Annotated in this window: 10 protein-coding genes; 3 read left to right on the forward strand and 7 right to left on the reverse strand. The window is 71.1% G+C overall.

The annotated features are described in order from the left end of the window. Positions 1 to 335: 335 nt before the first annotated feature. Positions 336 to 722, forward strand: coding sequence for a MucR family transcriptional regulator (locus CTJ15_RS25155; RefSeq protein ID WP_058389965.1), 387 nt, complete (start codon positions 336 to 338; stop codon positions 720 to 722). Positions 723 to 737: 15 nt separating this feature from the next. On the opposite strand, the gene CTJ15_RS15055 is transcribed toward CTJ15_RS25155, so the two are convergent. From CTJ15_RS15055 to CTJ15_RS15070, 4 genes are all read right to left on the reverse strand, one after another. Beyond that, positions 738 to 1,532, reverse strand: a complete 795-nt coding sequence (locus tag CTJ15_RS15055; protein ID WP_058389966.1) for a YdcF family protein — start codon at positions 1,530 to 1,532, stop codon at positions 738 to 740. A 104-nt stretch (positions 1,533 to 1,636) separates the two neighbouring features. After that, positions 1,637 to 2,584 carry a 2-hydroxyacid dehydrogenase gene (locus CTJ15_RS15060; protein WP_075822898.1) on the reverse strand — a complete coding sequence of 316 codons (948 nt, stop codon included), beginning with the start codon at positions 2,582 to 2,584 and terminating at the stop codon, positions 1,637 to 1,639. Between the two features lie 256 nt (positions 2,585 to 2,840). Continuing rightward, complete coding sequence (locus CTJ15_RS15065) at positions 2,841 to 3,605, reverse strand: 2-keto-4-pentenoate hydratase (RefSeq protein WP_058389154.1); 765 nt, start codon at positions 3,603 to 3,605, stop codon at positions 2,841 to 2,843. An 89-nt stretch (positions 3,606 to 3,694) separates the two neighbouring features. Next, on the reverse strand, positions 3,695 to 5,464 hold the full coding sequence (locus tag CTJ15_RS15070) for an IlvD/Edd family dehydratase (protein ID WP_083755578.1): 1,770 nt from the start codon (positions 5,462 to 5,464) through the stop codon (positions 3,695 to 3,697). Positions 5,465 to 6,036: 572 nt separating this feature from the next. Here CTJ15_RS15070 and CTJ15_RS15075 point away from each other — a divergent pair. Both CTJ15_RS15075 and eutC read left to right on the forward strand, forming a co-directional pair. Next, positions 6,037 to 7,446 (forward strand): ethanolamine ammonia-lyase subunit EutB, encoded by a 1,410-nt coding sequence (locus CTJ15_RS15075; protein WP_019460808.1) that lies wholly within the window; start codon positions 6,037 to 6,039, stop codon positions 7,444 to 7,446. 2 nt (positions 7,447 to 7,448) lie between these two features. Continuing rightward, positions 7,449 to 8,177 (forward strand): ethanolamine ammonia-lyase subunit EutC, encoded by a 729-nt coding sequence (gene eutC, locus CTJ15_RS15080; RefSeq protein ID WP_075823183.1) that lies wholly within the window; start codon positions 7,449 to 7,451, stop codon positions 8,175 to 8,177. Between the two features lie 1,056 nt (positions 8,178 to 9,233). Here eutC and CTJ15_RS15090 read toward each other — a convergent pair. The 3 genes from CTJ15_RS15090 to CTJ15_RS15100 form a co-directional block, all read right to left on the reverse strand. Next, positions 9,234 to 10,406, reverse strand: a complete 1,173-nt coding sequence (locus tag CTJ15_RS15090; protein WP_019460805.1) for a YncE family protein — start codon at positions 10,404 to 10,406, stop codon at positions 9,234 to 9,236. Between the two features lie 169 nt (positions 10,407 to 10,575). Continuing rightward, positions 10,576 to 11,421: a creatininase family protein gene (locus tag CTJ15_RS15095; RefSeq protein WP_075821358.1), complete on the reverse strand. Its 846-nt coding sequence runs from the start codon at positions 11,419 to 11,421 to the stop codon at positions 10,576 to 10,578. A 150-nt stretch (positions 11,422 to 11,571) separates the two neighbouring features. Then, positions 11,572 to 12,363: a class II aldolase/adducin family protein gene (locus tag CTJ15_RS15100; RefSeq protein ID WP_058389309.1), complete on the reverse strand. Its 792-nt coding sequence runs from the start codon at positions 12,361 to 12,363 to the stop codon at positions 11,572 to 11,574. Positions 12,364 to 12,465: the final 102 nt, after the last annotated feature.

The raw sequence follows: 12,465 nt of genomic DNA on the forward strand, positions 1-12,465 counted from the left end.
CCGATGCGCCGCCGGCCGGGGCAGCCCAGGCGCCGGCCCCTCAGGCTTCGTTGCCCCAGGATGCCGCACCCCGGGAAAAGACACCCCCGGCCGTGGAGGCACCTCCTGCGCAGGATGCTCCGGCCTCGCCTCCCCCGGCCGCCGCCCCGCCGGCGGGCAGCGTTGCGAAACCGCGCCGGGCCGGTGGCAGGGCACACCCTCCTGCGCCGGAGCAGCCCGCTCTGGCCCTTCAGGAGGCTTCCCCGGACACCCCACGCGGCACCACGGACAGCCAGGCGGAAGCCACGCCCGGGGAAGTTGCCGCGCAGCCCGTCGCGCCCCCGGAACCCGAGCCCGTGGCGGCGTCCGCGCAGGCCGGGAGCGAGGAAGTCCGCGCCGATGCCGCCGCCGCCCTCCTGGCCGGCGCCGGGCTGGGCAGCCTCGGCGTCCTGCTGCAGCCGGGGGCCCTGGCGCGGAAGCGTCCCCGCAAGCAGATCCCCGGGCTGCTGGCCCCGAAGAAGCGCGATCCGGTGTCGCTGACCGTGCAGATCGTGGCGGCCCATGTCTCGAACAACGCGGTGCAGACCACCGACCTGCCCAACCTGATCGCCGAGGTGCATCGCGCCCTGACGGGGCCGATGGGCACGGCGAACGGGGCGGAGCCGGGCCGCCCGCCGCCCGTGGCGGCCTCCCTGACCCGGCGCCGTGCCGAGGGCGCGCAGAAAGGTGCCGGGAAGGGCTGAACCCGGCGGCCGCGTCTACTCCCCCGGCCCCGGGAAGAGCGTGGCGCTACGCCCCATGAGCCGGTAGCCGAGCAGGCCCAGCCATTCATGCACGGCGCCGTCGAGGTTGCCGAGCTTATCGGGCAGGCTGTTCTCCAGCGTCTCGCCATAGGACGCCCCACTGCGGTAATCGACCGGCCAGGGCAGGACCTCCCACCCGGCCCGCCGGAAGGCGCCGACCGAACGCGGCATGTGCCAGGCGGAGGTCACCAGCAGCCAGGTCTCCCCCGGCGCGGGCCGCACTTTCTGCCGCAGGAAGACCGCGTTCTCGTAGGTCGTGCGGGACTCCTCGTCGTAGATGACCGGCCGGGTCAGGCCCAGCTCCTCGAAGAGGCGGCGCGCCACCTCGGATTCCGTGACATGCCCGGCCACCAGCCGCCCGCTGCCGCCGGTGAAGGCCAGCCGCGCCCCGGGATAGCGCCGGGCCAGCCCCACGAAGGCGGTCATCCGCTCCGCCGCGCCGTTGAGCGAGGGGGTGCCGTGCACCTCGGTCATCTCCGTCCGCACCGCCCCGCCCAGCACGATGATGCCATCCACATGGGCCGGGGGCGGATCGGGCTGCGGGAAGCGGTTCTCCAGCGGTGCCAGCAGCCAGGAATCGATCGGCAGCAGGATCAGCAGCAACTGGAACCCCGACGCCAGGCCGAGAAGCGTGAGCCCGCTGCGCCGCCAGCGGCGCCACACCAGCAGGGTCCCCAACAGGAGGCAGAGGAACAGCAGGAAGCTCGGCTGGGCGAGCAGCGAAAGGGACTTCGTGATCTGGAAGCTCAAGCGGCCCTGCCTGCATCCCGTTGCCCGGGCAGGCTAGCATGGCCGCTCCCGGGCCGGCGATGGCCCCCCCCGCCGCCCGTTGCACGCCCCCCCCCGAAGGAGCGTCAGGCCACCCGCGTCGGCAGGGGCTGCCCGGCGAAATGCGCCCGCAGGTTCTCCACCACGAGGTTGCCCATGGCCAGCCGGGTCTCCACCGTGGCGCTGGCGCGGTGCGGCTGCAGCACCACGTTCTCCATGCGGCGCAGCGCCTCGGGCACATGCGGCTCCTCGGCGAAGACGTCGAGCCCGGCGCCGCCCAGGCGCCTTTCCTGCAAGGCCGCGATCAGCGCCGGCTCCGAGACGATGGAGCCGCGGGCGATGTTGACCAGGATGCCCTCCGGCCCCAGCGCGTCGAGCACATGGGCATTGACCAGGCCGCGCGATTCCGGCCCGCCCGAGGCGGTGATCACCAGGAAGTCGGATTCCCGCGCCAGCTCCACCAGCGAGCCGACAAAGCGGTAGTCCGGCAGGCCCTCTACCGGATGCAGGTCGTTGTAGGCGATGGTCATGCCGAAGCCCGCGGCGCGCTGCGCCACGGCGCGGCCGATGCGGCCCATGCCCAGGATGCCCAGATGCTTGCCGCTGACCTTGTGGCCGAGCGCCATGGTCTCGCGCTCCCAGCGCCCCTCGCGCACGAAGCGGTCGGCGTTGCAGAGGTTGCGCGACACGGCGAGCATCAGCGCCATGCCGAGATCGGCGACATCGTCGGTGAGCACGCCGGGTGTCGCGGTGACGGGGATGCCGCGCCGCCTGGCCTGCTCCGTGTCCACCGCATCCACGCCGATGCCGTTGACCGCGACGATCTCCAGCGCCGGCAGCGCCTCCATGACCGCGCCCGGCAGCCCGGCGGTGCCGCTGGTGGCGACGCCACGGACGTGCGGCCCCGTCTCGCGCAGGAAGGCGTCCCTTTCACCCGGCGGGGGCAGGCGGTGCAGTTCGAAGGACGCCTCGAGCTTGGCCTCGATGGCCGGCATCAGTTTCGACATCACCAGGATCGCCGGCTTCTGGCTCATCTTCTTCCTCCCTGTGGCTCCGTGCCCACGCGCCTCACATGGTCACTCCGGCAGCGTTTCAACATCCGGCCGAGGGGGACCATTGCCCGTTCCGGCCCTCCGCACAGGTCCGGCCAGGGCATTCCCGGCCCGTCCGCATCCGCCCCGCCAGGGCACCGGCTCATCGTCCCGGGCGCGGCGTCCGCGTTCCCGGGCGATGCGCCCCACGGCGGTCCGCTCCGGGTACGGGCCGGCCCGCCGATTGGGGGCGTCCCGTTCAGCCGATGGCGGTCCGCACCGTGCCGATACCCGGGAACTCCGCCTCCACCGCCGTGCCCGGCGGCACGGGGATGGCGCCGCAGCAGGAGCCGGTGGTGACCACGTCGCCCGCCTTCAGCCCGCCGGTGCGCGCGGCGGCATGGTTCGCCATCCAGTGCAGCAGCCGCGCCGGGTCGCCGCCCGGGTTGCCGCCCCTGCCCTCCGCCGCCACCTGGCCGTTCAGGCGCAGGATGAAGGGCTGCGCCGTGGGCACGACGCCGCGCCAGTCCGCCAGCGCCGGGCCGACGATCAGGGCGCCATGGCTCTGCTGGTCGGCCAGGTGGCTCAGCCTGTCGGTGGTGTTCAGCCCCATGAAGCGGGTGTCGGCGATCTCGATGGCCGGGTGCAGGCTGGCCACCGCGTCCAGCACCTCCTCCGGCGCATAGGGCTCGGCGCGCGGCGGCAGGTCGCGGCCCATGCGGTAGGCGAGCTCGGCCTCCACCCCCATCACCTGGAAGAAGCCGGGAGCGAAGGGGCTGTCGTCGAAGCGCAGCGTGCCGGCCAGGATCGGCGCGGCGAAGGGCGGGGCCTCGGCGTTGGCGGCACCGACCTTCCAGGCGGCGATGCCGCCCTGCTCCGGCGCCAGCGCCGCCGCCACCGCGTCCTGGATGGCATAGGCCTCGGCCTCGTCCTGCGGCCGGGCGCCGTCGGGCAGGACGGCGATCCAGTCGCGGCTGCGGCGGGCCTGGAGCAGCGCCTCGGTGGCGGCGCGCGGATCTGTCATGAAACTCGTTTCCGTCAGTCGGGCCGTCCGCACGGGGATCGGCCCGGGGACGGCGCTGGGGTGGTCAGGAACAGGACGGGCGATGCGCCTCAGTGCGAGTGCCGGGGCATCCCCTTGGTATGGACCACATCCTGATAGGCCGTGGCGAAGTCCAGGCAGGCGCCGTCGGAGAGCTGCCCCACCCGCTCGCGGTAGAGCTGCTGCCAGGGCGTCTGGTTGTTCGGCACATAGGGCTGCAGGGCATCGCGCCGCGCCGCGATCTCCTCCGGCGGCAGCAGAAGGTCCACCCGCCGGGCGCGCAGGTCGAAGCGCACGCGGTCGCCCGTCTTCAGCAGGGCGAGGCCGCCGCCCACCGCCGCCTCGGGCGAGACGTTGAGGATGGAGGGGCTGGCCGAGGTGCCGCTCTGCCGCCCGTCGCCGATGCAGGGCAGCGCGTTGACGCCACGCCGGATCAGCGCGTCGGGCGGCTGCATGTTCACCACCTCCGCCGAGCCGGGATAGCCGACCGGGCCGCAGCCGCGGATGAAGAGGATGCAGTACTCGTCGATCTCCAGCGCCGGGTCGTTGATCCGCTTGTGGTAGTCCTCCGGCCCCTCGAAGACGATGGCGCGGCCCTCGAAGGCATCCGGGTCCCCGGGGTTGGACAGGTAGCGGTCGTGGAACTCCCTGGAGATCACCGAGGTCTTCATCACGCCGGTATCGAAGAGGTTGCCGCGCAGCACCAGCATCCCCGCCTCCGGCATCAGCGGCGCGGAGAAGGGGCGGATCACGTCGCGGTCCTCCACCGTCACGCCGGCCAGGCTCTCGGCGATCGGGCGGCCGCTGACGCCCACCGGCCCGCCATGCAGCACGCCGGCATCCAGCAGCTCCCGCATCACCGCCGGCACGCCGCCGGCCCGGTGGAAGGATTCGCCGAGATAGGCGCCGGCGGGCTGGCAGTTGACCAGCAGCGGCAGCTCGTGCCCGACACGCTGCCAGTCGTCGAGGCTGAGCTCGACGCCGACATGCTTCGCGATGGCGACCAGGTGCGGCGGGCAGTTGGTGGAGGCGCCGAGCGCCGAGGCCACCATGATGGCGTTCTCGAAGGCCTCCTTGGTCATCACCTTGCGCGGCGTCAGGTCCTCGTGGACCATCTCCACGATGCGCTTGCCGGTGACGTAGGCCATCTGCCCGCGCTCCCGGTACGGGGCGGGGATGGAGGCGCAGCCGGGCAGGCTCATGCCCAGCGCCTCGGCCAGCGAGTTCATCGACAGCGCCGTGCCCATGGTGTTGCAGTGGCCGACGCTGGGGGCGGAGGCGGCGGCCAGCGCCATGAACTCCTCGTAGCCGATCTCGCCCGCCGCCATGCGGCGCCGCGCCTCCCAGATGATGGTGCCGCTGCCGGCCAGCTTGCCCTTGTAGTGCCCGTCCAGCATCGGGCCTCCGGACAGGACGATGGCCGGGATGTTCACCGTGGCGGCGCCCATCAGCAGGGCGGGCGTGGTCTTGTCGCAGCCGGTGGTGAGCACCACCCCGTCGAGCGGATAGCCGTAGAGCACCTCGACAAGCGACAGATAGGCAAGGTTGCGGTCCAGCGCCGCGGTGGGTCGCTTGCCGGTCTCCTGGATCGGGTGGCAGGGGAATTCCAGCGGGATGCCTCCGGCGTCGCGGATGCCGGCCCGCGTGCGTTCCGCCAGCTCGATGTGATGGCGGTTGCAGGGGGCGAGGTCGCTGCCGGTCTGGGCGATGCCGATGATCGGGCGGCCGGATTGCAGCTCCTGCGGCGTCAGGCCGTAGTTCAGGTAGCGCTCCAGATAGAGCGCCGTCATATCCGGGTCGGAGGGGTCGTTGAACCAGTTCTGGCTGCGTAGCGTGGCCATGATGCACTCCTGCCCTGTCATCCGTCGCTGGCGTCCGGTTCCCGGATCACCGCTCCTCAGGGCGGGCATCAAACGACCGGCTCCCGCCCCTGTCCAGCCTCCCGCCCCGGCTTTCGCGGGCCGTTCCGTCCTCGGGGAAAGGCGGGGCGCGGCGCCCGGGGCAGCCCCCGGCAGAGAGGCTCCGCCCCCCCTCTCCGCCGGGGACATGGTATGTCCCCGGGCCCCGCCTTTCGTTGGCGCCTGTGGCGGCCGTTACCCTGCCGCCTGATCCCCTAAACAGGTGGAAACGCGGGGCTCCCGAAAAGAAGAAAGACACCGTCTCCGCGCTCGCGGCACCGGCAGCCCGCCGGAGAGCATCGCTCTCCGGCGCGATCCGGCATCCGTCAGAACCAACTCATCGGGTCCAGGGCCCGCAGGGTCCTGGCGGATAGGGGGTCCGGGGGAAAGGCGGCGCCTTTCCCCCGGGGAGAGCCACCCACGCCAAGGCCAGAACCATCCGGGCACGGAAATCGCTTGCCGCCGGGCGGCGCCCCGGCTGTGCTGGCCGGGTTCGGGCGAGAGGAGGCGGGCGGATGACGGGCCGGGCCGGGCTGGCGGGCGGGGAGCGCCACCGCTTCGAGGATCTGCGGCACCTGCTGGCGGCCGCGACGCCCAGGCGCTCAGGCGACGAGCTGGCCGGGATCGCCGCCGGGTCGGATGCGGAACGGGTGGCGGCGCGGCGGGTGCTGGCGGAACTGCCGCTGAAGGCCTTCCTGTCGGAAAGCGTGGTCCCCTACGAGGCGGACGAGGTCACGCGGCTGATCCTCGACACGCATGACGCCATGGCTTTCGCGGCCGTGTCGCACATGACGGTGGGCGATTTCCGCGACTGGCTGCTGTCGCACGAGGCGGATGCGGCGGCGCTGGCCGCGCTGGCGCCGGGGCTGACGCCGGAGATGGTGGCGGCGGTGTCGAAGCTGATGCGCAACCAGGACCTGATCGCCGTGGCGCGGAAGTGCCGGGTGGTGACGGCCTTCCGCAACACGATCGGGCTGGAGGGGCGGCTGGCGAGCCGGCTGCAGCCGAACCACCCGGCCGACGACGCGCGCGGCATCGCCGTTTCCGTGCTGGACGGGCTGTTGCACGGTTCGGGCGACGCGGTGATCGGCATCAACCCGGCGACGGACAGCGTCCGCAACGCGGTGGAGCTGCTGCGGATGCTGGATGCGCTGCGCGAACGCTACGGGATCCCGACCCAGACCTGCGTGCTGACGCATGTGACGAACGCTATCCGCGCCATCGAGCTGGGCGCGCCGGTGGATCTCGTCTTCCAGTCCGTGGCGGGGACGGAGGGCGCCAATCGCGGCTTCGGCGTCGATCTCGCCACGCTGCGCGAGGCGCGGGAGGCGGCGCTGTCGCTCGGGCGCGGCACGGCGGGCGACAACGTGATGTATTTCGAGACCGGCCAGGGCTCGGCCCTGTCCGCCGAGGCGCATCACGGGGTGGACCAGCAGACGCTGGAATGCCGCGCCTATGCGGTGGCCCGCGCCTTCCGGCCGCTTCTGGTGAACACGGTGGTCGGCTTCATCGGGCCGGAATACCTCTATGACGGCAAGCAGATCGCCCGGGCAGGGCTGGAGGACCATTGCTGCGGCAAGCTGCTCGGCCTGCCGATGGGGGTCGATGCCTGCTACACCAACCATGCCGAGGCCGATGGCGACGACATGGACGCGCTGATGGTGCTGCTCGGCGCGGCGGGGGTGAACTTCCTGATCGCCGTGCCGGGCGCGGACGACATCATGCTGAACTACCAGAGCCTCTCCTTCCACGACATCCTCGCGCTGCGCTCCATGCTGGGCCTGCGGCCCGCGCCGGAATTCGAGGCCTGGCTGGAGCGGATGGAGATGCTGGGCGCCGACGGGCGGATGCGCCCGCCCCTGCCGCAGAGCCCGCAGGCGGCACGGCTGCTCGCCATGGCCCAGGACCGCGAGGAAGGCGGCTGAACATGGCGGAGGATTTCTGGGAACGCCTGCGTCTCGCCACGCGGGCACGTGTCGGGCTGGGGCGCAGCGGCGATGCCATGAGGCTGGCCGATGTGCTGGATTTCCAGATGGCCCATGCGCTGGCCCGCGATGCCGTGCACACGCCGCTCGACACGGCGGCGCTGCGGGCGGCCCTGTCACCGCTGGAGGCGGTGGAGGTCCGGAGCGCGGCAGGGGATCGCGGCACCTATCTGCGGCGGCCGGATCTGGGCCGGCGGCTGGCACCGGAAAGCCGGGCGCTGCTGTCGCGCGGCGAGTACGACGCGGTCTTCGTGATCGGCGACGGGCTCTCGGCGCTGGCGGTGCAGAAGCACGCGGCCGCCGTCCTCCGCGCCACGCTGGCTCGGCTGAAGGGCTGGCGCATCGCGCCCGTCGTGGTGGCGACCCAGGCGCGGGTGGCGCTGGGCGACGAGATCGGCGAGGCGCTCGGCGCCACCCTCTGCGCCATGCTGATCGGCGAGCGGCCCGGCCTCAGCGTGGCGGAAAGCCTGGGCGTCTACCTGACCTACGCGCCGCGCACCGGCTGCCAGGATTCCGGGCGCAACTGCATCTCCAACATCCACAGCCATGGCGGCCTGTCGCACGAGGGCGCGGCGGAGAAGCTGGCCTGGCTGATGCGCGAGGCCCGGCAGCGCAAGCTGAGCGGCATCGGCCTCAAGGACGAGGCGCCGGTGGCCCTGCCGGGGGGCTAGGAACGTCGCGCCGGCATCCACCATGAACCGGCCTTGTGCCGATTTCCAGGACGTGCCGACCCGCCTGCCGACGCTGCCCAATAGCCGCCCTGGTGAACTGCTGCTGCACCAATGGATATCGGACGGCCCATCTGAGGCGTCAAAGGTGTGTCCGGCGGGCGCTTATGATCCGCTGGTTTCTTTTTTCTTCTTCGCTTGATCGTGATGCCACTTGATAGAGAAGAACATGCCCGTGCCCAACACGAGAATCTTGAATGGAAAGAAGATTATGGGGAACCAATCCCACATTTCGAATATTTCCAGGCTATGACACTATCTATCGTCAGGAGCGCTACCTCAAAACTGCTGCTTCAGCAATGCCCCACCAACGCCGCTCAGGAGGTCTCGTTGGACGCCCGGGCGGATGGCTCCCGCTGCCCTGGGGAAAGGCGGCGTCTTTCCCCAGCCCCCTATCCGCCAGGGTCCTGAAGGTCCTGGACCTCCCCTTCCCTGGCACACGCCGCCGGCCGGGGGGGGACACAGCCACCGCAAACACCTCTTGCTTCTCCACCCATTCCTCCGTATAGGAATAAAGTCAACTCACACGCCGCAACCGCGCACTCCACAGCGCCCTCCGGGCAATCCCCGGCTGGCCCGACAGCGTCCCGCCCAAGCCTGGCCGACAGCGCCGGCATACGCTGTCCCACCGGGCCCTTCCAGGCGCTTCAGGCTGAGCGCGCCTCGCACACCGCCCGCCACGGCGTCACCTGTTCCAGAACAGAAGTCGGATCAGCCATCATCCGGCACGCCAGTTGAAACCCGCGTCCTTTCAACCGGAAAAGGCTTAAAATCCTAAAACACTAAAGCGATAAAACAGCCCGCATGGCCGGATGCCCTGCCCCGCAGGAATGGGGCGGCACATGCCTCCCGCGCCGTGCCGCTCAGCCAACCCCACGAATCCCGCCTCGGACCCCCACGCGCCCACCGGGGGCACACCCGCGGATCGGCGAGCCCCGCCAGCCGTATCAGGCGCCAGCCCGCCGCAACCCACGAAGCCCCCAGGGTTGGACGGCGCCCTCAGCGCAGGATGCCGGTATGACCCAGCGAGTAGCGGCCCGGCATCGGCCAGACGGTCAGGCCATGTGGCTCGGCGCCGACCTTGATCTGCTTCACCGCGCCGGTGGTGGTGTCGAAGGCATAGACCACGTCGTCGAAGCGGCCCGAGAGCCAGAGCGTCTTCCCGTCGGCGCTGACATTGCCCATGTCGGGGCTGCCGCCGCCGGGGATGGGCCAGTTGGCGACGACCTTGCCGCTCGCGAAGTCGAGCACCGAGACGCTGCCCGGCCCCTTGCGCGCGCCATGCACCTTATGGGAGCCGCGGTTGGCGATGTAGAGCACCTTGGCGTCGCGGCTGGGATAGAGGCCATGCGTGCCGACGCCGGTCGGGACATAGCCCGTCTCGACGAAGCGGTCGCCGTCGAGGACGAAGACGCCATCGGCCATCATGTCGGCGACATAGAAGGTGCGGCCGTCCGGCGCCACGCGGATGTCCTGGGGCATGCCGCCCTTGGACAGCTTCAGGTACCCGACGACCTTGTGCTCCACCATGTCGATCTTGGCGAGGCGGCCGCCGAACTCGCAGGTGAAGATGGCGTAGCGCCCGTCGGCGGAGAAATCGGCGTGGTTGATGCCACGGCAGTCCGGCGTGTCGATGGAGAACTGCATCGCCATCGTGTGCGGGTCGCGAAAGTCGAGGCGCTTGCGGGCCTCGGCCACCACGATCGCCGACTTGCCGTCCGGCGTGAAGTACATGTTGTAGGGATCGTCCACCGGGATGGCCTCACCCGGCTTGCCGGTGGCGGCGTCGATGGGCGTGAGGCTGCCATCCTCCTTGCCCTCGGCATTGTTGGTCGCCCAGAGCGTGCGCAGGTCCCAGGACGGCACGACATGCTGCGGCCCGCGGCCGACCTTGAACCGGTCCACGACCTTCATCGTCCCGGGATCGATGACGTAGACATCGTTGGAGCGCAGGTTCGGCACATAGACGCGCGGCAGGTCGCTGCGCACCACCGGCGCCAGCTTGTCGCTGGTGGTCTCGCTGTAGATGTTGCCGGGCACGGTCACGGGCGGCATGCCGGGCACGGTCTGCACGGCGGCCGGGGCCGTGTTCTGGGCCAGCGCCGGCCGGGCCAGAACAGCGGGAGCGGCTAGCATCGCCAGGAGCAGCAGGCGGGAGGCGGAACGGGACATCGGCAGGCGTATTCCTCGATACGGGCCCATGGTCACGGGGACCATTTCCGGGGTGGGGCGCCCGGGGGCGGTGCGGTTCGTGAACACGAAGCCGCGCCTCGGGCGAAGGGGGTGGCGGGGCCGGGGCGCGGGCATGTGAACCGGCATGTTCCCGGCTGCGGAAGGCGGGTCAGCGGCGCGGCGTGGTGGCCTGGCGGATGGCGGCCACGGTCTGGGCGACGATGGCGCCGGTGCCGATCTGGCCGAGCTCCGCCGTGGCCGGGCGCGGGTCGCCGCCATAGACGCCCTGGGCCGCGCCGGGTTTCTCGGTCGCGGCCTGGAGGGCCTGCTGCCGCACCAGGGAGGGGCGGGTGGCGAGCGTCAGGGCGGTGTCCATGAGGTCGGCATGGGTGCCGATGTCGTCGCCCAGGCCACGGGCGCGCAGGGCCGGGGCGAAGCTGCTCTCGATGGTGTCGTAGTACTGCGCGATGTAGTGCGCCCGCGCCGGGCCCTTGGCCCATTGGCGGTTCAGGCGGTCGGCCACATGCCGCAGGTTCTTCTGGTAGCCGCCATGGTCGCCGATCAGCACGATGTCGGTGAAGCCATGCGCGGCGAAGCTTTCGGCGGCGGAGGCCAGCAGGCCCTCGAAGACCTCGGGCGGGATGCTGATCGTGCCGGGAAAGCGCATGTGCGAGCTGGGCGGGTTGATGTTGCCTTCCGGCACATAGGCGATCACCGGGGCGAGCAGGGCATTGCCGAGCTGCCGGGCGATCTGCTCGCCGAGCACCGCCACGCGGGCATTGTGCTTGCCCACGGCGATGAAGGGGCCGCTCTGCTCCGTGCCGCCCACGGGGATGATGACGGTACGCTTGCCGGCCTGGGTGGCGGCCCGGATCTCCGTCCAGGTGAGCTGGTCGAGCCAGACCGTATCGGGCGGCTGCGCCCAGGCGAGAGGGGCGAGAACCAGGAACCCGGCGAGGATCGGGACCTGGAGAAGGGCCAGGTGTCGCTTCCGGAAAGCGGATCGGCGGAACATGGGAACCAGGCAACTCCGGCAATGAGTTCCTGTCTACTCCCCTCCCCGCCCCCCTGCCCAGCCTTCGCGGCCGCAGCGGAGGCCGCGCCCATTCCACGGAAAAGCGCGGAAAACCTCGCTTTCCTCCGGCCGGGCGCGGCCCGGCTCACTTCATGAACGATAATCCACCTTGTCGCCATCGACGAGGCGCAGCGCGGCGGTCCAGGCGAGGTCGTAGATATGCGGGGAGTCGGAGCGGTTGAACTGCTCCGCGGTCCGCAGGCGCACCTCCTCCGGCGGGAAGACGATCTGGTCCATGCCGGCCGAGAGCGCCGCCACCTGCGCCTGGCAGGCGCGCTCCAGGTAGTAGATGTTGTTGAAGGCCTCCGCCGCCGTGCGGCCCGTGACCAGCAGCCCGTGGTTGCGCAGGATCATCGCCTTGTGCTGCCCCAGATCGGCGACCAGCCGCTCGCGCTCGTCGAGGTCCAGCGCGATGCCCTCGTAGCCGTGATAGGCGAGGTGGCCATGGAACTTCAGCGCGTGCTGGCTGATCGGCAGCAGCCCCTCCTTCTGCGCCGAGACAGCGATGCCGGCGCTGGTATGGGTATGGACGACATAGGCCGCGTCATCCCGCGTCATGTGGATCGCGGAGTGGATGGTGAAGCCCGCGGCATTGACCGGCTTGGAGGAAGCGTCCTCCTCGATCACGTTGCCCTCCAGGTCGATCTTCACCAGGTCGCTGGCCCGCATCTCGTGGAACATCACGCCGTAGCGGTTGATCAGGAAGTGGTGGTCGGGCCCCGGCAGGCGGGCGCTGATATGGGTGTAGATGAGGTCCGTCATCCGGTGATAGGCGACGAGCCGGTAGAGCGCCGCGAGCTCGCAGCGGATCTTCCATTCCTCCTCGCTGATCCCCCGTAGGCTGGCGGGCGGGAGGCTGGAGGGCGGCGTGGTCACGTTCATCGGGCTTCTCCCATCGGGCGTTTCTGGCGGAACGGGGATGATCGGCGGGCCGCGACTTTCCGCCCCCTGGCGGCGGCGCGTCAACCGCCGGCGGAGCCCGGC

The sequence above is a fragment of the Roseomonas sp. FDAARGOS_362 genome (assembly GCF_002754815.1).
Classification (GTDB): domain Bacteria; phylum Pseudomonadota; class Alphaproteobacteria; order Acetobacterales; family Acetobacteraceae; genus Roseomonas; species Roseomonas mucosa.

Coding starts and splice junctions, on each gene's coding strand:
- CTJ15_RS15070 (WP_083755578.1), bottom strand. CDS start 5,464: ATGGCCACGCTACGCAGCCAGAACTGGTTCAACGACCCCTCCGACCCG.
- CTJ15_RS15090 (WP_019460805.1), bottom strand. CDS start 10,406: ATGTCCCGTTCCGCCTCCCGCCTGCTGCTCCTGGCGATGCTAGCCGCT.
- eutC (WP_075823183.1), top strand. CDS start 7,449: ATGGCGGAGGATTTCTGGGAACGCCTGCGTCTCGCCACGCGGGCACGT.
- CTJ15_RS15095 (WP_075821358.1), bottom strand. CDS start 11,421: ATGTTCCGCCGATCCGCTTTCCGGAAGCGACACCTGGCCCTTCTCCAG.
- CTJ15_RS15060 (WP_075822898.1), bottom strand. CDS start 2,584: ATGAGCCAGAAGCCGGCGATCCTGGTGATGTCGAAACTGATGCCGGCC.
- CTJ15_RS15065 (WP_058389154.1), bottom strand. CDS start 3,605: ATGACAGATCCGCGCGCCGCCACCGAGGCGCTGCTCCAGGCCCGCCGC.
- CTJ15_RS15100 (WP_058389309.1), bottom strand. CDS start 12,363: ATGAACGTGACCACGCCGCCCTCCAGCCTCCCGCCCGCCAGCCTACGG.
- CTJ15_RS15075 (WP_019460808.1), top strand. CDS start 6,037: ATGACGGGCCGGGCCGGGCTGGCGGGCGGGGAGCGCCACCGCTTCGAG.